Origin of the sequence: Sorangium sp. So ce128, from assembly GCF_051525245.1 — a bacterium.
GTDB classification, from domain to species: Bacteria; Myxococcota_A; Polyangia; order Polyangiales; family Polyangiaceae; genus Sorangium; species Sorangium cellulosum_B.
On record NZ_CP150313.1, the window covers coordinates 4825099 to 4845768 of the forward strand.

The 20670-nt window shown below is 68.0% G+C and carries 14 protein-coding genes; 2 read left to right on the forward strand and 12 right to left on the reverse strand.

The features are described 5' to 3' along the window. Positions 1-58 precede the first annotated feature (58 nt). From WME82_RS18365 to WME82_RS18420, 12 genes are all read right to left on the reverse strand, one after another. Complete coding sequence (locus tag WME82_RS18365) at positions 59-2449, reverse strand: family 43 glycosylhydrolase (protein WP_438043887.1); 2391 nt, start codon at positions 2447-2449, stop codon at positions 59-61. A gap of 177 nt (positions 2450-2626) precedes the next feature. Then, positions 2627-3676, reverse strand: a complete 1050-nt coding sequence (yjfF, locus tag WME82_RS18370; protein ID WP_437872667.1) for a galactofuranose ABC transporter, permease protein YjfF — start codon at positions 3674-3676, stop codon at positions 2627-2629. Then, positions 3673-4731, reverse strand: coding sequence for an ABC transporter permease (locus WME82_RS18375; protein WP_438043888.1), 1059 nt, complete (start codon positions 4729-4731; stop codon positions 3673-3675). Before WME82_RS18375 ends, yjfF begins: the two co-directional genes overlap by 4 nt. Beyond that, positions 4728-6251 (reverse strand): sugar ABC transporter ATP-binding protein, encoded by a 1524-nt coding sequence (locus WME82_RS18380; RefSeq protein ID WP_438043889.1) that lies wholly within the window; start codon positions 6249-6251, stop codon positions 4728-4730. The genes WME82_RS18375 and WME82_RS18380 overlap by 4 nt, the downstream gene beginning before the upstream one ends. Positions 6252-6301: 50 nt before the next feature. Next, complete coding sequence (locus WME82_RS18385; RefSeq protein WP_438043890.1) at positions 6302-7273, reverse strand: ABC transporter substrate-binding protein; 972 nt, start codon at positions 7271-7273, stop codon at positions 6302-6304. An 83-nt stretch (positions 7274-7356) separates the two neighbouring features. Continuing rightward, entirely contained in the window at positions 7357-8055 is a 699-nt protein-coding gene (locus tag WME82_RS18390) for an L-ribulose-5-phosphate 4-epimerase (protein ID WP_437872670.1), read from the reverse strand. Between the two features lie 10 nt (positions 8056-8065). Continuing rightward, on the reverse strand, positions 8066-9571 hold the full coding sequence (gene araA / locus WME82_RS18395; protein ID WP_438043891.1) for an L-arabinose isomerase: 1506 nt from the start codon (positions 9569-9571) through the stop codon (positions 8066-8068). 11 nt (positions 9572-9582) lie between these two features. After that, positions 9583-11277: a ribulokinase gene (locus tag WME82_RS18400; RefSeq protein WP_438043892.1), complete on the reverse strand. Its 1695-nt coding sequence runs from the start codon at positions 11275-11277 to the stop codon at positions 9583-9585. 307 nt (positions 11278-11584) lie between these two features. Next, positions 11585-12151: a hypothetical protein gene (locus WME82_RS18405; protein WP_438043893.1), complete on the reverse strand. Its 567-nt coding sequence runs from the start codon at positions 12149-12151 to the stop codon at positions 11585-11587. Then, positions 12148-13572 (reverse strand): M64 family metallopeptidase, encoded by a 1425-nt coding sequence (locus WME82_RS18410; protein WP_438043894.1) that lies wholly within the window; start codon positions 13570-13572, stop codon positions 12148-12150. Before WME82_RS18410 ends, WME82_RS18405 begins: the two co-directional genes overlap by 4 nt. Before the next feature lie 298 nt (positions 13573-13870). Then, complete coding sequence (locus tag WME82_RS18415; RefSeq protein ID WP_438043895.1) at positions 13871-15307, reverse strand: DUF1552 domain-containing protein; 1437 nt, start codon at positions 15305-15307, stop codon at positions 13871-13873. After that, positions 15304-16911: a DUF1592 domain-containing protein gene (locus WME82_RS18420; protein WP_438043896.1), complete on the reverse strand. Its 1608-nt coding sequence runs from the start codon at positions 16909-16911 to the stop codon at positions 15304-15306. The genes WME82_RS18415 and WME82_RS18420 overlap by 4 nt, the downstream gene beginning before the upstream one ends. 930 nt (positions 16912-17841) lie before the next feature. Between WME82_RS18420 and WME82_RS18425 the strand changes: the two genes are divergently transcribed. Continuing rightward, positions 17842-18894 (forward strand): LacI family DNA-binding transcriptional regulator, encoded by a 1053-nt coding sequence (locus tag WME82_RS18425; protein ID WP_437746786.1) that lies wholly within the window; start codon positions 17842-17844, stop codon positions 18892-18894. Between the two features lie 341 nt (positions 18895-19235). Next, on the forward strand, positions 19236-20441 hold the full coding sequence (locus tag WME82_RS18430) for an endo-1,4-beta-xylanase (RefSeq protein WP_438043897.1): 1206 nt from the start codon (positions 19236-19238) through the stop codon (positions 20439-20441). Positions 20442-20670 lie beyond the last annotated feature (229 nt).

The window sequence follows — 20670 nt, forward strand, 5'->3', positions numbered from 1 at the left end:
TCACGGTCATTCCACCACGAGGCGCGCGCGTTGTCGATCCAGGCCTCTGGTGGACAGGTCAGTTGGTGGGCACGAAACGCAGCGATGCGAGGCGCACGAGCTCGCCCTGGCCGCCCTTCACCTTCAAGTAGACCTCGTGCGTGCCCGACGTGGGCGCCACGTTGCACGTCGTCGTCGTCCACTTCTCCCAGCCGTCGGTACCGGGGAGGGCGCAGGTGCCGATCATCGAGCCGCCTGCCAGCGGATCGATCCAGACCTCCACGGTGCCGCCGTCCCCGGTGCTCGAGGCCTCCAGCGCGATCGCCTTCGACTGTACACCCCCGCTGCCGAGGTCGACGCTCCCGAACATGGCCCAATCGCCGTTCTCCAGATCACCGAGCACCGGTCCCGCCGACGTGCTCGACACGACCTGGGCGCCGGACTGCTGGTCCGCCTCCGCGGCCGGGATCGGGGTGAATCCGTCACGATAGGTGAACAGGTCGAAGTAGGCACGGCTGTTGGTCGCGAACATGCCGGCCTGGTTGCCAATCCAGGTGTGAGCCATGGCATAGAACCCGTCGAGCGTGGAGATGTCGATCTCGGCGCCTACCTGGGTCCATTCGACTCCATCCGTGCTGAACCAGCCCGTAGCCTTGTGCTCGGAGCGGACCAGCTTCAGCCAGACCGCTTTCCCGGAGGGGGCGGGGACCGACGCGCCCACCACGACCGGCTCGGCAAGCTCGGTGTACGCAGCCCCCGCCTCGGCCGGGGCCTGCACCGAGCGCGACCGGAAGGAGAAGCGAATCCTGTCTTCCTCGCCCTCCATGACCCGCGCCACCGAGACGTCCATGATGGCGGGGAGCCTGAACTTCTCGCTGTCATTCATCCACGTCGGGCAGGAAAGCACCTGCTCGTCCTGCCAGTAGCCGTTGCCCACGCGGATGCCGGCCGCGTCCCCGTCGGCCGCGGGCGTGAACTCGACCTTCGCGACCATGCTGCTCGAGTGCAGCGTGTCCTTCTGAACGACCCACGTGGTCCCTCCGGTACCCGGCGTGATCCGCAGCCACCCCGGGCGATCCACCACCGAGTACTTGTCCTCCGACGCGCCGTAGGTGGTCCACGCGGAGTTGATCGCGGCCGACGAGAAATCGTCGTTCACGGGCAGCAGGAAGGGCACGCCGCTCTGCGGCAGCTTGGGCGCGGACAGATCGCCCTTCTTGGTCGGGTAGTGCGGGACCGGGATCGTCTTCCCGTTCACCTCTTGGTCGACCCAGGTCACCTCCAGCAGCAGCCCCTCGCGGCCAAGCCCCTGCCAGTCGCCGTTCTTCGAGGTCTTGGTGTCGTCGGTTCCCACGTTGCTGCAGTCGTACGAGTGGGCAAAGGCCCACCACGAGCCGTCCTCCAGCGCGATCGGCGCCGTGGTGTGCTGGACGCCGGCGTACGGCTCTTCGCCGGTAAGGACATAGCCGAGCCACGTCCAGTCCTCGGGGGTGCTGCCGACAAGCTTCTTCGACGCCCAGGCGTGCAGCTGGCCGCCGCAGGCCGTGTGCGTCGAGACGAAGTAGTAGTACCACTCGCCGCGCTTGGCCATCGTCGGCCCCTCGGCCCACTTGCTCCAGTCAGGATTCGTGAAGTCGCCGCAGCCGCCGGTCTCCTGGTCCCAGTTGATGAAGCTCATGTCGATGCTCGACTCGGGCAGCAGCATCCCGGTGTCGGGATCGATCTCCGTGACCAGGTTGATGCCGAAGTCGTTGGGGTGATCCGCGTCCCATTTGCACAGGCCGTTCTTGATGATCATGTACGTCTTGCCGCTGTCGGGATCGACGAACACCGAGTTGTCGGAGCCGGTCCCTCGTTCGTACGAGGTCTCGCTGCCGGGCGGCGTGTAGGGGAAGATGTCGACCTTGGTGGGCTCCGACCACGGGCCCTCGAGGCTCGGCGCCGAGGAGAAATGCTGCGTGGCCCCGATGGAGTAATAGACCCGGTACACATCGCCGGCCTTGACGATGAAGCCGCCCCAGGTGCCCTGGCCCGGGCCGAGCTGCGCCTCCAGCGCGGGAGCGGTGGAGTGGACCACCCGGTTCATGCGCTCCCAGTGGAGGAGATCCGTCGAGTGCAGGATCTCGAAGGCGGGCATCATGTGGAAATTCGACCCGACCAGGTAGAAGTCGTCGCCTTCCCGGTAGATGTTCATGTCCGGGTGATCACCGGGCAGAACGGGGTTCTGGTAGGTCGTCACCTCGAAGGCCGCATCGCCGTCGCCGCCCGCCCCACCGCCGCCGGCGTTCGGCGAGCCACCCGTGCCCCCGGAGCCGCCGTCGCCGCCCGTTCCACCGCCGTCGCCGCCCGTTCCACCGCCGTCGCCGCCCGTTCCACCGCCGTCTCCGCCCTGACCCGCGGAGCTTGCCGAGGTTGAGGTGCTCGTAGATCCCGCCGGGGTGGGATTGGGCTCGTCCGAGCCGCACCCCATCGCGATCAATCCAACGAAAGTGACAATCCCTGCTGCATAAGAGCGCACGATGACCTCTCAGTTCCTTGTTGTGGACGCTTGAATTCCCGAGGGCTTCCGAAATGATCAATGAACGGGCACGAAAGTGCCTATCGACGCCACACGGACCCTGGCGGAACGCACTTCATCCCCGTCGTGTCACGCCGTACGGGCGCGCCGCTCGAAGACCCGCTGGAGCAGGCAGGCGACCAGGAGGAGGAGGCCGATGACGATCTTGGTCCACCAGGAACTGAGCGTGCCCTCGAACATGATGAGGGTCTGGATGGTGCCGTAGATGAGCACGCCGAAGAGGGTGCCGACGACCGTGCCGTGGCCGCCGGTCAGCAGGGTCCCGCCGATGACGACGGCGGCGATGGCGTCCATCTCCATTCCGCCGGCGTGCAGCGCGTAGCCGGACACCATGTAGAACGTGAAGGCGACGCCCGCCAGCGCCGAGCAGAACCCGCTCAAGGTATAGATGAGCACCTTGGTCCGTGGCACCGGCAGGCCCATGAGCAGGGCGGATTGTTCGCTGCCGCCGATCGCATAGACCGTGCGGCCGAAGCTCGTGTAGTGGGCGATGTAGATGGCCGCGGCGAACAGCGCGAGCGCGATGACCACGTTCCAGGTGATCGAGGTGTCGAACAGGAACGGGATGCGGTGCGATGAGACGTCGACGTAGAAGCCGTTGCGGATCGTGATGGAGTCGATGCTGATGAGGTAACAGAGCCCGCGCGCCAGGAACATGCCCGCCAGCGTGACGATGAAGGGCTGCACCTTGAAGTACTGGATGACGAGCCCCATCACGAGGCCGATGCCCGAGCCCATGGCCAGCACCAGCGGGATGACCACGGCAGGGCTCAAGCCGTGCTTCTCGACGAGCGACGCCGAGACCATCGTTGTCAGCGCGATGACCGAGCCGACCGAGAGGTCGATCCCGCCGGAGAGGATGACGAAGGTCATCCCGATGGCGGTGATCAAGAGGAACGCATTGTCGATGAAGAAGTTGAGGAACACCTGCAGCGAGAAGAACCCGTCGAACAGGTACGACCCGGCCGCGAACATGAGCACGAACAGGCTGCTGGTGACCGCGAGCGGCAGGTGCCTCGGGTCGATCCGGACGGAGCGCCCGGTCGCGGCGGTGGTGCCGCTCCGTCCGGTCGCGGCGATGGTGCCGCTCCGTCCGGTCACGGCGGCGGTGTCGATCATGGTGTGACCACCCTCCTCGTCCGTTGCTTTGCGATGAGATCCCTGACCTTCTGCGATTGCACGATGGTGATCAGGAAGACGACGAGCGCCTTCACCACCAGGTTGACCTCCGGGGGCACGCCGACCGAGTAGATGGTGGTGGTGAGCGTCTGGATGATCAGGGCGCCGATGACGCTCCCCGCCAGCGTGAACTTGCCCCCGGAGAGCGATGTCCCGCCCAGGACCACGGCCAGGATGGCGTCGAGCTCGAAGAGGAGGCCCGCGTTGTTCCCGTCGGCGCTCTTGACGTTCGAGCTCACGATGAGCCCGGCGATGCCGGCGCACAGGCCGCACACGGCGTAACAGGCGAAGGTGATCGTGCGCGCGCGGATCCCGGCCAGCCGCGAGGCGACCGGGTTCACGCCGATCGCCTCGATGAACATGCCGAGCGCGGTCTTGCGGGTCAAGAGCCAGACGACGGCGCTCACGCCCGCCACGATGAACAGCGAGACCGGGATCCCCAGGAGGAAGCCGTTCCCGATGACGTGATACGGGCTGTAGTAGATGGTGATGATCTGGCCGCCCGTGATGAGCTGGGCGATGCCTCGCCCCGTGACGAGCAGGATCAGGGTCGCGATGATCGGCTGCATGCCGAAGATCGACACCAGCGTGCCGTTCCACATGCCGAGCGCCAGCGCCACGCCCAGCGCGCTCCAGACGACGATCGGCAGCGGGACACGCGTCGCGTCCGCCATGCCGGTCCCGCCGCTCGGCGAGAGCTCGCCGCCGATCAGCACCGCCGCGACCGCGCCAGAGATGGCCACGACCGCGCCGACGGAGATGTCGATGCCGCGGGTGGCGATCACCAGGGTGAGCCCCATGGCGATGATCATGAGCGGCGATGCGCGGTTCAGGATGTCGATGACGCTGCCGTAGAGGTGGCCGTCCTTGACCGTGATCGCGAAGAACTGCGGATTGCTGACGAGGTTGAACAGAAGGAGGAAGCCGAGCATCGCCAGCGGCCAGAACGTGCTCCGGCCGGCGAGCCGGCGCAGGGAGGCGGCGGGCGCGCTCACGGCTGACCTCCCGCGATGATCTGGTAGACCGCCTGCTCGTCGGTCTTGTCCGTGGCGAGCTCCGCCACCTTGCGCCGGTCGCGCAGGACGACGACCTGGTCCGAGTAGCGCAGCGCCTCGGCCATCTCCGAGGAGACGAGCACCACCGCCATGCCTCGATCGCAGAGCTCCATGACCTTGCCCATGATCTCGCCCTTGGCCGCCACGTCGATGCCGCGGGTCGGCTCGTCGAGGATGAGCATGCGCGGATCGGTCGCCAGCCAGCGAGCCAGGAGCGCCTTCTGCTGGTTGCCGCCGCTCAGCTTGGAGATGGGCACCTCCGCGTCGGCGGCCACGATGCCGAGCCGCTGGATGTAGCGGCCGGCGATGTCGTCCTGCTCGTCCCGGGACAGGTTGCGGAAGATGCCGCGCTTGGCCTGGAGGGCGACGACGATGTTCTCGCGCAGCGAGAGGTCTCCGAGGATCCCCTCGACCTTCCGGTCCTCGGGGCAGAAGCCGAGGCCGCGCGCGATCGCGTCGAGCGGCGAGCCGATGCGCGCCGGCTCCCCGTCGATCTCGATGGATCCCTGGTCCGCCCCGTCGAGCCCGAACAGGAGCCGCACCGTCTCCGTCTTTCCGGCGCCCAGGAGGCCGGCGAGGCCGAGCGCTTCGCCGCGCTGCACGTCGAGATCGACATCGCTGACCGAGCCCTTCTTGCCGAGCCCTCGCGCCCGCAACAGGGGCGCCTGCCCGCCCGCCGGCATCGTCGCCCGCGCGCGCTCGGCCCGGGCCGGGCCGTCCTCCGCGACCTCGCGCCCGACCATCCGCGTGACGAGCTCCATGCGCGACAGCTCGGCGGCCGGCGTCTCGCTGACCAGCTGACCGTTCCTCAGCACCGTGATCCGGTCGGAGATCTCGAACACCTGGTCGAGGAAGTGCGAGATGAACAGGATCGCCATCCCCTGCGCCTTGAGCCGCTGGATGACCGAGAAGAGCGTCTTCACCTCGTCCTCGGCCAGGCTCGAGGTCGGCTCGTCGAGGACGAGGATCTTCGCCTTGGCGCAGAGCGCGCGGGCGATCGCGACGAGCTGCTGCACGGCGATCGAGAAGGTCGAGAGCGGCGCGGTGACGTCGACGTGGATGTTGAGGTCCGCGAGCAGGGCGCTCGCCTTCCGGCGCATCTCCCCCCACCGGATCGCGAAGACGCCGGCGTCCTCGCGCCCGAGGAAGATGTTCTCGGCCACGGAGAGGTTGGGGCAGAGGTTCACCTCCTGGAACACGGCGCTGATGCCGAGCGCCTGCGCGTCCTGCGGGCTCGAGGGCCTGATCTCCCGGCCCTCGAGCAGGATCTGCCCGTCATCCGGGGGGTGGACGCCGGTCAGGACCTTGACCAGCGTCGATTTGCCCGCGCCGTTCTGCCCCATGAGGGTGTGCACCTCCCCGGGCAGCATGCGAAAATCGACGGAAGAGAGCGCCTGTACGCCAGGAAATCCCTTGGAGATCCGCTTCATCTCGAGCACGGGCACGGCTCCGCTCTGCATCGTTCACGTCCTCCCCGGCGGGCTCCGCGGCGCCACCGTTACGCGCGCTCTCAGTACTTGCGCTTCGGGAACTCCTGGGCGGCCGTCTCCATCGGGAAGACGCCCTCCTCGGTGACGATGCGCTTCGGCAGCTGCTTGCCCGCCATCAGGTCCTTCACGGCGCTCATCAGCTGCGGCCCGAGGAGGGGGCTGCACTCGACCGTCACGTTGAGCTTGCCGGCCATCATCGCCTCGAACGCGCCCTTCACCGCGTCGATCGAGATGATGAGGATGTCCTTGCCGGGTTTGAGCCCCGCCTCCTCGATGGCCTGGATCGCGCCGATCGCCATGTCGTCGTTGTGGGCGTAGAGGACGTTGATGTTCTTGCCCTCCGCCTTGAGGAACGCCTCCATGACCTCCTTGCCCTTGGCGCGCGTGAAGTCGCCCGTCTGCGAGCGGATGATCTTGAACTGGGGCTTGTCCTTGATGATCTCCTCGAACCCCTTCTTGCGATCGATCGCGGGGGCCGAGCCGACGGTGCCCTGCAGCTCGACGATGTTGATCGGGTCCTTCTGGTCCTTCGTCTTCTCGACCAGCCACTTCGCCGCGCGGCGGCCCTCCTCGACGAAGTCCGACCCCATGAAGCTGACCCAGAGGGTGTCGTCCTTCGTGTCCACCGCGCGATCGGTCAGGATGACGGGGATCTTGGCCTCCTTGGCCTCGCGCAGGACGGGCTCCCAGCCGGTCTCGACCACGGGCGAGAACGCGATGACGTCGACCTTCTGGGCGATGAACGACCGGATGGCCTTGATCTGGTTCTCCTGCTTCTGCTGCGCGTCGGAGAGCTTGAGATCGATCCCGGCCGCCTTGGCGGACTCCTCGATCGACTTCGTGTTCGCGGTCCGCCACTCGCTCTCCGCGCCGATCTGGGAGAACCCGAGCGTGATCTGCTTATTTTCCTTCTGACAGCCCTGCCCGACCAGGATCAGCGCCAGCCCTGCCAGCGCCACCATCCCCGTGGTGACAAAGTTTCTCCTCTTCATGGCGCAGCTCGTCTCCTCTCGTCCATCGCCTCGTTCCATGAGGCACCTCGGTCATCCTCGCCGTCGTCCCCCGACGTCCGGCGTCACTTCTGCCCGTAATACGCCCTCTTCCCGTGCTTCCGGTCGAAGTGCTTGCGCACGAGCGCGTCGGGCAGGCGCGCGGCGCCCGGGTGGATCGTGCGGGTGATGAACGCCATCCTCGCGATCTCCTCGAGCACCGCCGCATTGTACACCGCCTTCTCGGCGTCCTCTCCCCACGCGAAGGGGCCGTGTCCCGCCACCAGCACCATGGGTGTGTGAAGCGGGTTACGATCCCTGAAGCACTCGATGATCTGCTTCCCCGTCTCCGTCTCGTAGTCGCCCTCCACGGCGTCCGGCCGCATCACCTCGGTGCAGGGTACGTCCTCGGCCAGGTGATCCGCGTGCGTCGTACCGTAGATCGGGATCGGCGTGCCTGTCTGCGCCCAACCAGTCGCGTAGGTCGAGTGCGTGTGCACCACGCCACCCAACCCGCGGAAGCTCGCGTAGAGAACGATATGCGTCCTGGTGTCCGAGGAGGGGCGGAGGTGTCCCTCCACCACCTTCCCCTCCAGATCGACCACGACCATGTCGTCGGCCGACAGCCGATCGTAAGGGACGCCACTCGGCTTGATCGCCAGGACGCCCCTGTCGCGATCGAACGCCGAGACGTTGCCGAACGTGTAGATCGCGAGCCCCATGCGCGGGATCTCCATGTTCGCCGTGAAGGCGCGCTCGCGCAGCTCTCGATAGGTCGCGCTCACGTCGTGGCCCTCAGTGCGCCAGCCGATAGGCGAGATCGTTCCAGCGGAGCTCGTTCTTGAGCGCGCGGATGTCGGTCCCTTCGCCGATGCGGACCAGCTCGACGCCGGCGATGGAGGCGAAGTCCTCCACGTGCGCCATGGTCACGGCGCGGCTGTGGGCGCAGTGATGGGCGCCTCCAGCCAGGATCCACGCCTCGCAGGCGAGCCTGAAATCGGGCTTCGGGATCCACACAGCGCGCGCCACGGGCAACTTCGGCATCGCCCTGTCGGGCGCCACCGACTCGAGCTCGTTGGCGACGATCCGCATGCGGCCGCCCATGTCGATCATGGCAACGTTCACAGCGGGCCCGACCCCGGCGTCGAAGACGAGCCGGCACGGGTCCCCCTTGCCGCCGATCGAGAGCGGGTGGATCTCCAGCGACGGCCTCCCGGCGGCGATCGACGGACAGATCTCCAGCATGTGGGCGCCGAGGACGCGCTCTCGCCCCGGGACCAGGTGATACGTGTAGTCCTCCATGAAGGAGACGCCCCCGCGCATGCCTGTCGCCATGATCTTCAGGGCGCGGACCAGGCCGCAGGACTTCCAGTCGCCCTCCGCCCCGAAGCCGTAGCCGTCGTCCATGAGCCGCTGCACCGCGAGGCCGGGGAGCTGCTTGAGCCCGTGCAGATCCTCGAAGGTCGTGGTGAAGCCGCCGAAGCCGCCCTCCTTCAGGAAGGAGCGCATCGCCGCCTCCTGCCTCGCCGCGTACCGCAGGTCGCCGTGGCGATCTCCGCCCCTCCTCAGGGCGGGGGCGATGGTGTACGCCTCGTCGTACTCGGCCACCAGGCGATCGACCTCGCGCTCGTCGACCTCGGCGATGCGCCCCACGAGATCGCCCACGCCATAACCGTTCACCGACCAGCCGAACCTGACCTGCGCCTCGACGCGGTCGCCTCCGGTGACGGCCACCTCTCTCATGTTCATGCCGCCGAAGCGCGCGATCTTGAGCCGCCGCCCGTCGAGGATGGCGCAGGCGGCGCGCGCCCAGATGTCGAGCTTGGCGAGGACGTCGCCGTCCGTCCAGTGGCCGACGATGACCCTCCGGTCGATGCGCAGGCGAGCGCCGATGTACCCGAACTCGCGGTCCCCATGGGCCGACTGGTTCAGGTTCATGAAGTCCATATCGATGCTGTCCCAGGGCAGCTCGCGGCCGTACTGCGTGTGCAGGTGCGCGATCGGCTTCTCCAGGCGCTTGAGCCCCGCGATCCACATCTTCGCGGGAGAGAACGTGTGCATCCACGTGATCACGCCGGCGCACCGCGGCGAAGCGTTGGCCTCGCGACAGACGGCGAGGATCGACTCGGAGCTCTTGAGCGTCGGCTTCCAGACGACCCTGACCGGGAGCTTGCCCGAGGCGTCGAGGGACGCGGCAATCTCCCGCGCGTGTTCGGCGACCTGCTTCAGCGCCTCCTCACCGTAGAGGTCCTGACTGCCGGTCAAGAACCACACCTCGAAGCCTTCTCGAAGATCCTGCATGCCGATCCCGCTCATTGCGTCAACTCCCTCTCCACAAACGATCCCAGCGCGACATAATCCCGGTACAGCGCGTCATAGAGCCTGGCGCGCGTGGGATCCGGCAGATACCGGGCCTCGGTTCCAGACGACATCGCGCGCTGCGCGTCCTCGACGGTGGCGTGAAGGCCGGCGGCGGTCGCGGCGAACATCGCCGCGCCCAGCGCGACCGGCTGCTCGCCGGCGCGGACCTCGACCGTCATGTCGAGCACGTCCGAGAGGACCTGCATGGTGAGGGGGCTCTTGCGCGCGACGCCGCCGACACCGATGATGCCGTCGATGCGGAGCCCCTCGGATCGGAAGCGCTCGACGATGGCGCGCGATCCGAAGGCGATCCCCTCCACGAGCGCGCGGTAGATCCGCGGCGCGTCCGTGCCCAGATCGAGGCCGACGATGGCGCCTCTGAGCCGCTGGTCCGCGTCCGGGGTCCTTCGCCCGTTCAGCCAGTCGAGCGCCAGCACGGAGCTCCGCGCCGGCGGGATCTCCGCCGCCGCCCGCTCCAGCTCGGGAATGATCCGCTCGATCGCCGCATCGGCCAGCGTCACGTCGGCCAGCGTCTTCCGGTCCGAGTGGCCGGCGCCGGGCAGGGCAGGGAGGATGGCGAGGAGCGGCCAGCTAAGGAGCTGCTTGAACCAGGCAAAGACGTCACCGAAGGCGGACTGCCCCGCTTCGTAGCCGATTGCGCCCGGGAGGATCGAGCCGTCGACCTGGCCGCAGATCCCGGCGACGAGGACCTCCGGCGCGCCGGTCTTCGGGACGACGAGCATATCGCACGTGCTCGTGCCCATGACCTTGAGCAGGCGGTTCGGCTGGATGTTGCCGCCGACCGCGCCCACGTGCGCGTCGAAGGCGCCGACGGCGACGACGACGTCGTCCGGGACACCGAGCGTCACGGCCCACCCGGGCGAGATCGTCCCGAAGGGCACGTCGGCGGTCCAGGTCTGCGAGCCGAGGGTGGCCTTGAGCGCGGGCAGGCGCGGATGGAGCCTCGCCAGGAACTCATTCGAGGGATAGCCGTCGAACTCCGGGTGCCACATCGCCTTGTGCCCGGCGGCGCAGCGGCTCCGCCTGATCTGCCGGAGGTCGTCGGTGCCGGTCAGGACGGCGGGGATCCAGTCGCAGTGCTCCAGGACGGTGACCGCCGCGCGCGCGACCGCCGGATTGGTCTCGAGGACGTGGAGCACCTTGGCCCAGAACCACTCGGACGAGTACACCCCGCCCTCGTACTTCGTGTAGTCCACGCCGCCCCAGGTCCGGGCGACGCTGTTGATCCGCGCCGCCTCGGCCACCGCGGTGTGGTCCTTCCAGAGGATGAACATCGCGTCCGGGTCCTCCTCGAAGCGTGGGCTGAGCGAGAGAGGCCTGCCCTTCGCGTCGGCCAGGACCGGCGTGGATCCGGTCGTATCGACCGCGATCCCGCGCACGTGCGCGGCGACGTCGCTGCCCGCCTGGTCCAGGGCCGCGCGGATGGACGCCTCCATGGCATGCAGGTAGTCGAGCGGATGCTGGCGGAACCGGTGCGCGCGCGCGTCGCAATAGAGGCCCTGCGCCCAGCGCGGGTAGGGCGCGACCGAGGCCCCCGCGAGCTCGCCGTTCCGCGCGTCCGCGACGACCGCCCGAACGGAGTCGGTGCCGAAATCGATCCCGATGACGAATGTTCCCTTGCGCATGACGACCCGTTGGCCGGGCTAAGCCAGTAAGGATGTGCCCCGAGTTCAATGTGAACGTTCACAATGTGACTGTCAATCACAATCTGCCGGATCGCGACGCTTCTCCCGTCCCGGAGGATGAACCAGGCTGCAACTCTACTCTCGTGCGGTCAGGCCGGGAGGGGGCGATGGTCCGCCGGCTCACGCGACGACCACGACCACGACCACGTGAACGTGAACGTTCACGTTGGTGACCGATGGTGGTGGAGGGGGCTTCGTGCCCTGAGCGTGACCGAACGAGCTTGGCGAACGCCTGTGGGGACGCGGCTCAGCCGCCTTCGAGGCAGATCCTGCGCACGAAGCGCCTCACGGTCGAGGCGCGATGCTCGGCGTAGTAGCCCTCCGCCGCCGCTCTCGACGCCTCGCCCGGCGCGTCGAGGCAGTCCGCGATGATCTCGTAGCCGTCCTGGAGATGGTTCGGGTCGCCGGGGTGCGTGCGACGATATTCGTGCACGAGCTCCCGCATGCGCGCGCCGTTCCGCGCGCTCATCGCGTCGTTGAGCAGCCCGATCAGGCCGTTCTCATGCTGGATCTCGACGTGGCGCTGCGTGATGGGGTGGGGGTGGGCGGGGCCGTCGTGGCGGTCGTCGGGGCTCGGCCCGATGACGGGCAGGTCGTCGATCGCCGCGGCGAGCACGGTGCTCCCGGCCGACGCCGGTGGCTCGTTCGACCGACGGCGCGACGTTGCCTCGCGCGGCGCCTCCTCTCGCGACGTCTCCTGCCGAGAGGAAGGCAGGAGAGGCGCGTCGGGCTCTCGAGAGCGATGCACGAGGTAAAGCGCTGCGCCGAGGAGCAGCAGCGCGGCGACGGACCAGCGCCTGCGCGCCGACCTCATGGAATCGTCACGGTCCACGTCACCGTCTCTTGCGAGCGGGGCCAGTTGTCGCGACCCCAGCAGGGATCGATGTAGCGGGGATTGGTCGAGGGAGGAGGGTCGAGGCACTCGCCGCTGCGGTAGCGCACCAGCTCTTCGCCGGCGTTGTCGTAGGCCTTGGCGACGATGGTGTGGGTGCCCGAAGCGAGGCCCGCCGCGGCGACGTTGTAGACGGGGCCGCCGTCCGTCGCGATCACCTCGCCGTCGAGCATCCAATCCACGCTGATGACGTCGGGATCGATCACCTTGACCGCGAGCGTCGCCGGCTCCGTGACGGCCCCAGCAGGCGGATCGGCCGAGTCGATCGGCTTGATGCGCATCCAGATGTCCATGATCATCTTCTCGCGCGAGACCGGGTTGAAGCTCGTGTTCTTGTTGTCTCCGAACAGGCTGTTCATCATCGAGTTCGAGGACGGGCGGTACTGTCCGCTATCCACGTAGCGGCTGCCGATGAACGTGCCCTGGACGCCCGTGGCGTCGGCGGCGTCGTACTCCAGCCACTTGTCCCATTTGCCCGCCGTCGTCGTGCAGTTGCCCGTGGTGTTCACCTCGACGTACTCCGTGCCGCTGCCGCTGCACGTGTTCGCGCCGCAGGCAGAGCCCGTCGCCTTGGCGCAATACTCGTCGGCGAGCTGATGGAAGCCGTGGCCACCTTCGTGCAGGGCTGCTCCGGCGGCGTCCCCATGCCCGCCGGACCAGAGCATCCAGGCCGAGCCCGTGTTCCACCACCGATCGTTGTTCAACACGATGGCGTGCCAGTCGACCTCGAAGTCCTCGGGGAGGTTCGCCTTGAGCGCCTGATCCGCCGCGCGGGTGTCGCACTCTGCGAGGCGGCTCTCGTCGTCGCCCGTGCAGCCGAGCGCTCCAGGGATGCCGTTCGAGCGGCTGACCAGCTTGACGGCGCAGATGTTGACGAACTTGCGATATCTGCCGTACGGCTCGCCGATCGGGCTGCTGAAGCGCTTGCCCATCGCCTCCTCGATGTGCTCGAGGTACGTGGTGTTCACGGTCGTGGCGTCGTAGCCGTCGCCCACGATGACGTAGTTGATGCGGTTCTCTGGTGGGCCCGCGCTCTCGATGGCCACGCCGTTCGCGCCGCAATCGAGGACGTAAGCGGAGTCGCCTCCTCCTGTGCCGCCGGGCACGAAGCTCCCCCCTGCGCCCGTGCCGGTAGAGCCGCTCTGGGCCGCGCCGCCTGCGCCGCCTGCGCCCGGAGTTCCGCTACCTGTTGCTCCGCTGCTGGCAGAGCCGCCGGACGCGGAGGTGCTGCCCTCCGACGTGCCGCCGCCCTCGGTCGTCGCCGCGGGGCTGTCCGGTGCCTCGCCGCAGGCGCAGAGCGCCATGACGCTCAAGAGGTGCAGGTGGAAGCTCGACTTCATCATGTTCACCTCACGACCTTTCGCAGGCGACGTCCACGCCGAGCTCCACCGTATCCCATCCCCGAGGATCCATAGGCGCCAACCAAGCTCGTTCGGTCACGCAGGGCACGAAACCCGCCCCCTTCACCCACCATCGTTCACCAACGTGAACGTTTACGTTTACGTGGTCGTGGTCGTTTACGTGGTCGTGGTCGTTCACGGCTGACCGTCGACGACCACGACCACGTGAACGTTCACGTAAACGTTCGGATGTGGGAGGACGCGGCGCGAGGCTTGGTTGACGGCTACGGCCGGCCCACGTTCAGCCGAACAGCCCCTCGATCGGCGTGGTGTGCTGGTCGTTGTCCCCCATCACGAGATCCGGGACCCCGAAGGAGCCCGCGATCGCCATCCACAGATCGTTGGTGGAGCGGCCGCCGCGGTTGCCGTTGGTCCACACCTGCCCGCCGCGCAGCGTGGTGCCCTCGCCGCCGAACAGAACCCACGCCATCTTGTCCCAGTTGTGGTGCCGCGTGCCGACCTCCGTGATGTACGGGACCAGCGTGGTGTCGAGCAGCGTCCCGCCAGCCACATCCTTCGTCTCCGCGAGCTCCTTCAGGAAGCCGGCGACGTAGCCGGCGTAGAACTCTTCCACCCGCGTGAGGAACTCGAGCGTGTCCGGCGTATCGGGATCGTGGCTCGTGGTGTGGTGCACCTTGAAGATGGCGGAGTTGGGCGGCCACAGCTCGCCGAAGCTCACGTGGTTCGTGCCAGGGGACCACTGGAACGTGACCACGCGCGTCAGGTCGCAGCGGAACGCGGCCTTGATCACGGCGAAGTGCAGGGCGCCGATGCGCGCGTGCTTCACGTCGTCGCGCTCGTTCACGACGTGCGAGCTGCCATAGGGATCGATGTGCCCGCTCACCTCGATCGTCTCGGGCTCCTGCGGCACACCGCAGGACGCGGGATCCCTCGGGTCGGCGTCGAACTCCTTCTCCACCTCGCGGATGGCGGCGGCGTGCCCCTCCAGCGCCTCTCGCTGCGAGCTCGGCGCGAGGCCCTGAAGGCGCCTCAGGTCCTTGAGCGCGAAGTCGAGCACGCTCTTCTTCTCCAGGCGCGCCCGCGCCAGGGCGTCCAGGTTGCCGTCCGTCGGGCCGCCCGGCATGAGCGTGCCGAACACGCGCCTGTACACCTCGAGCGGCTGGTAGTAGGGCTTCATCGGCGCGCGCGCGCCCGAATAGGACATGTGGCGGGTCGACACCTCGGGCGTGTCGGCGCGGTTGTCGCAGGAGACCTGGAGCGACGCGATGGGCGTGCCCTGGAGCTCGGCCGCCTGCTTCACGAGCAGCTGGTCGATGCTCGGCGCCTCGGCCATCGGATCGTCGCCGCCGTTGCCCGGGTACAGCTGCTTGGTCCGCGTCCCCGTGCACATCAGCACCGTCCCGCGCTCGTGGCCGCCGCCGACAGACCCCTCGTGCGGCAGCTTCAGGTCGCGCATCACGATCATCCGATCCTTCATGGCCTCGAACGGGGTCAGGATGCGGGAGAGCGTGAAGTTGGTCCCGTTCCCTTGCGGCCAGTAGTTCTCGTACACGGTGCCCACGGGGCGCTGCACGATCAACAGGCGCCTCGGGGGCGCCGCGCCCTCGGCGGCCGACTCGAGGGCCTTGAGCACCGTGACGAGACCCGCGGCGGCGCCGATGCCTTGCAGGAAGCGGCGGCGAGACCATCCATAAGAAAGGTTGTAGCCCACGGTCATTCCTCCTTGGCGCGCTCGGTCAGCGCGGGCGACGTCACGATGGCTTTCACGACGTTGGTCAGCGTCCGCTGGCCCTCTGGCAGCGCCTCGATCACGCGCTCGACCTGACAGTCGCGGGCCCCGAGCGTCTCATCGTCCGTGCCGTAGGTCAGCAGGTGCCGCGTGATGCAGGCGGCGAACCCGTCGTTCTGCGCGACGGCCTCGGCGAACTCGACGGCGCTCGCGTAGCTCCCCGCGACCTCGGCGATGTTGCCCACGTTGACGCGCGCGTCGATCGGCTCCCCATCGAGGGTGTCGCGGTACCGGCCGACCGGATCGTAGTTCTCGAGCAGCAGGCCGAACGCGTCGAACTGGGCGTGACATGCGGCGCAGGTGGAGTTCGCGGCGCGCGCGTCGGCGCGCTCGCGCTCGGTCATGTCGGCCTCGAGCAGCTCCTTGATCGCGTCCGAGAGCGACTCCGGGGGCGACGGGATCTTCCCGAGGCAGAGCAGCGCGCCGCGCACGAAGAGCCCTCGCGCCACCACGCTCGTGTTGTCGGTCCGGGCCAGCGCCGCGAGCAGGCCGGGCTGCGTGAGGATCCCGGCGCGCTCGTCGGCCGGCAGCTCGACCTTGGTGAACTCCTCCGGGCTCGATCCCGTGTGCTCCACGCCGTAGACCTTCGCGAGCACGCCGTTCACGAACGTCTCCCGGGTGGTGAGCAGCTCCGACACGTCCGCTCCGCGGTTCCACAGGAGGTCGTCCACGAGCAGCTCGGTCTCGTGGAACATGCTCGCCTGGAGCGCGGGGGTGTACTCGGGGAAGAGCCCTGGATCCTTCACCGTGCCGAAGAGGTTGCTGAGCCCCCACGCCGCGATCAGCGTGGTGTTCAGGCTGCTGCGCGTCTCGGGTTTCTCGAGGAGGCGCTCGGCCTGGCGCGCCAGCTCCTCCGGATCGTTCAGGGCCCCGGAGTCGGCGGCGGCGGCGAGCTCCTCGTCCGGCAGGCTGTCCGTCAAGAAGAACGAGAGCTCGCTCGCGACCTCGTGCGCGGCGAGCTTCACCACGTCGCCGTCCGCGTCGCCGCCGAGCTCGGTGCGGTAGGAGAACGAGGGGGACGCGATGAGCGCCTCGAGCGCGAGCGAGACGCCCCGCTCGTAGCTCGTCTCCTTCCCGAGCGCATAGACCGACCACAGGTTGTCGAGCTCCGCCTGGTCCACGGGCCGGCGGAACGCCCGTTGCGCGAACTTCGTCAGGAACGTCTTGGCGCAGGCGTCGTCTCCGTCGGGGGCGCACCCCGTCACCTGCTCGAAGCGCCCCGAGATGCTCTCGGCCGCGTAGGCAGCCCTCGCGAGCCGCGTATGCACAAGGGAGGTCCCCACGACAAGGCCCTTCTTGGCAAACGGCTTCGTCCGCGCGTCCGGCGCTTGCTCCGCCTCGATGGCCTCGTCCCCCAGGAGACCCCGGATGGCGTTGATGAACTGCAGGTCGGCGAGCAGCACGATCCGTCGTTCGAGCCGCGGGTTGCACACGGCGTCTCCGCCGCCCGAGGAGCTCGTGCCGCCGCCCGTCGGGTTCGCGCCGGCGCCCGAGGAGCCAGAGGAGCTCGAGCTGCCGCCGATATCACCCACGCACCCTGCAACGAGGAGCGAAGTGCACGCGACCGCTCGCAGCAGCCGGGAGGCCGCCCCGCTGTGAGTGGATGTTTCCACCTCCCATCGATCACACGCGGCGTTCGGACCGCTATCGTGAGTGGAAGATTTCATCGCTTCTGCTGCGCGACCCCGGCCATCGAGCCACCTCGGCGCTTTGCGGGGCGCGCGCCGCAAGGCGGCAGCCAATAAAGAAGATAATTTCACACGATCCCTCCTGTGAGTCCGCCCTGCTGTGTGAAAAAGTGCCTTGCTGACGTCCGGGGCTGCGCTAGACGATCTGGCGCCGCACCGCGTAATACCTTCACGAACCGCCGCTGCCGCGCGGGCCGACCCTGGTTGGCCATGGCGTGTGAGGCGAACGCACGGAGCAGCAGGTCAGACCCGCCGCCTCTCCCCGCGCTGACATCAATGACGAATGCCCCGGTGCGTAGACGTACGACGACGACCTAGCCGGCGCAATGCCTAAGGATGTTTCCTGAATTGTGAACGTTCACATGTCTGGTGTCAACTGGAATCGACTGGCGCTCAACGATTTCTGAACCGGTTGAGCAGGAGGGCCGTCGGCGCTCCTCCGGAGCGCCGACCTCAGGGGAGGAGAGGCCGGGCTGCGGACCTGGTCGAGGTGGCCTCGCCCGCTGGCAGACGTCGGCATGCCGTTCGCATAGGCCCGATGTGACAGCCGGCGTGAAATCTGCGGGATCGATCGCGGCCCCACCGGGAATGGCATCTACGACGACGAACGATCAGCGTCGGTGCCGCGCTCGATCCCGAGGGGGACGATCCCCGGCGCGCACCCGCCCAGTGACGCGAAAGCCGAGTGAAATGAAGAACCCCGACCAGTTTGTGAACGCTCACGTTGAAGAACTCCGTTCCAATCGACCGGCCCGCGACTATCCTCCCGCGCCGATGGCTGACAAATCTCTTCCGGAGCGCCGCGTCAAGAGGGGCGGCGGGCGGCGGGCCGCGGTCATGGTCGACGTGGCCAAGCTCGCTGGCGTCTCGTATCAGACGGTCTCGCGGGTCCTGCACGACAGCCCCCACGTGCGTCGCGACACGCGGGAGCGGGTGCTGGATGCGATCCGCCAGCTCGACTACCGGCCCAGCTCGGTGGCGCAGGCGCTCGTCACCGGGCGGTCGCGGACGCTCGGCGTGGTCAGCTTCGACACGACGCTCTACGGTCCGGCGTCGACGCTCCTGGGGCTCGAGGAGGCGGCGCACGACGCGGGTTACGGCGTGAGCATCGCCAGCTTGAAGTCGTTCAGCCGCGCGCCGGTGCTGGAGGCCGTGCAGCGGCTGCGCGACCAGGGGGCCGACGGCATCGTCGTGATCGCCCCGCAGCGGTCGGCGGTGGACGCGCTGCGCCACGTCACCTCCGATGTGCCGGTGGTCGCGGTCGAGGGCGGTCCGGACGACTCGGTGCCGGTGGTCGCGGTCGACCAGCTCGGGGGCGCCGTGTCCGCGACCCGCCACCTGCTCGATCTGGGCCACAAGACCGTGTGGCACATCGCCGGCCCGACCGACTGGCTCGAGGCCGACCAGCGCATCGACGGCTGGCGCTCGGCGCTGCAGGCGGCCGGCGCGGAGATCCCGCCGCTCCTGCGGGGGGACTGGAGCGCGCGCTCCGGCTACGAGCTCGCCCCGCAGCTGACGCGCACGCCGGGCGTCACCGCCGTGTTCGTGGCCAACGACCAGATGGCGCTCGGCCTCCTCCGCTTCCTCTACGAGAACGGGCGCGAGACGCCGCGCGACATCAGCGTCGTCGGCTTCGACGACATCCCGGAGGCGGCCTACTTCACGCCGCCGCTCACCACGGTGCGCCAGGACTTCTCCGAGCTCGGGCGCCGGTGCCTCCACGTCCTGCTCGGGCAGATCGAGAGCGGCCAGCGCTCGTGGTCGCGGGTCGTGGTCGAGACCGAGCTCGTCGTGCGCAAGAGCACGGCCGTCCCCCGGCGCCGGTGAGACCGTGCGCGCTCTACCGTACCGGCTCCGTGATGTGTTCACGGACCGGGCCTTGAGCGGTCAAGCCAGCGGTACCGAGCTGGGCTGCCGCTTGAATCGCAAAGTTGCTTCATGATTGCAACATGCGCTGTCGATGCACGTTTCCTATCAGCTGGGAACTTGAAATGTAGGAGGCTTCGCGCGCGTGTCGTGATCACTTCCAGGTGTGGCGGGAATCATCCGTCGCGAGTTGCACGGCGTGCGCATCGCTGAGTGTGGGCGCCGCCGTTCGTGCCGCTGCCCCTCGGCTTTCTCGCTCCCAGCTTCACCAACGACAATCGTCCGACTTGCGGAAGTCCAACATGAACAAGAAGCGTTCTTCTCGATTGCTGTGCAGCACGGCTTGGATCGCGCTCGGAATGGCGACCCTCTTTGGATGTGGCGATGGGGGCGAGGGGGTTGACGACGGCGTGGGCGGCTCGGGCGGGGCGGGGAGCACCGGCACCAGCGCCAGCACGAGCTCCAGCAACGGCACGAACAGCAGCTCCAGCGCCAGCACGACGACCGGCGTCGGCCCTGCCACCAGCAGCAGCTCGGGCGATCCCGCGACGACCAGCGCCACCTCCGGCGGCGCGACCACGGGGAGCGGCGGCGGGGACGCTTCGACCAGCGCGTCGACCGGAACCGGCGGAACCGAGCCCGAGGGGAAGTTCGTCGGCAACATCACGACGAGCGGCGCCGTGCGCGACGGCTTCGCGAAGTACTGGAACCAGATCACGCCCGAGAACGAGGGCAAGTGGGGCTCCGTCGAGAGCTCCCGCGGGAACAAGAACTGGAGCTCGCTCGACAGGACCTACAAGTACGCGCAGGACAACAAGATCATCTTCAAGCACCACGTCTTCGTGTGGGGCAGCCAGCAACCCTCCTGGGTCGGGAGCCTCTCGCCGGATGAGCAGAAGAAGGCCGTGCGGAGCTGGATGGAGGAGTTCTGCAAGCGCTACCCGGACACGAAGTACATCGACGTCGTCAACGAGCCGCCGCCCCACACCACGCCTTCATACACGGCCGGCCTCGGCGGCAACGGCGCCAGCGGCTGGGACTGGATCGTCAACTCCTTCAAGTGGGCTCGCGAGTTCTGCCCGAACGCCGTTCTGATCCTCAACGACTACAACAACATCGAGTACGAGAACGAGCACAGGCACTTCAAGGACATCGCGAAGAAGGTGATCGAGGCGGGCGCCCCGGTCGACGCCCTCGGCGCGCAGGCGCACGACGCCTTCAAGATCAACACCAACACGGTCAAGGGGTACATCGACTCGCTCGCCGAGCTGGGCAAGCCCGTGTACATCACCGAGTACGACATCGGCGAAGCGAACGACAACAGGCAGAAGCAGATCATGGAGGAGCAGTTCACCATGTTCTGGAATCACCCCAAGATCCCGGGGATCACCCTGTGGGGTTACATCGTCGGCAAGACCTGGAGGAACGGCACCGGCCTCCAGCAGGAGAACGGCACCATGCGGCCGGCGATGCAGTGGCTGATGGACTTCCTGGACCGTGGTGGTTGACGCGGAGCCGACGCGCTGAGCTGGAAGAGCTCCCTCGACCGAGGGAGCTCGGGCGCCGGCATCTCGTAAGGATGCCGGCGCGCTCTCTCCAGGTCTGCGTCAGTCTCTCTGGCCTGAGCCGGGTTCACGACCCGATCTTGGATCGTGAACCCACTCGCTGGCTGCGTATCGGGAGGCGAGCAGCTGGCCGGCGCCTCCTCGCGAAGACCCGTGTCGGTCAGCGAGCGTC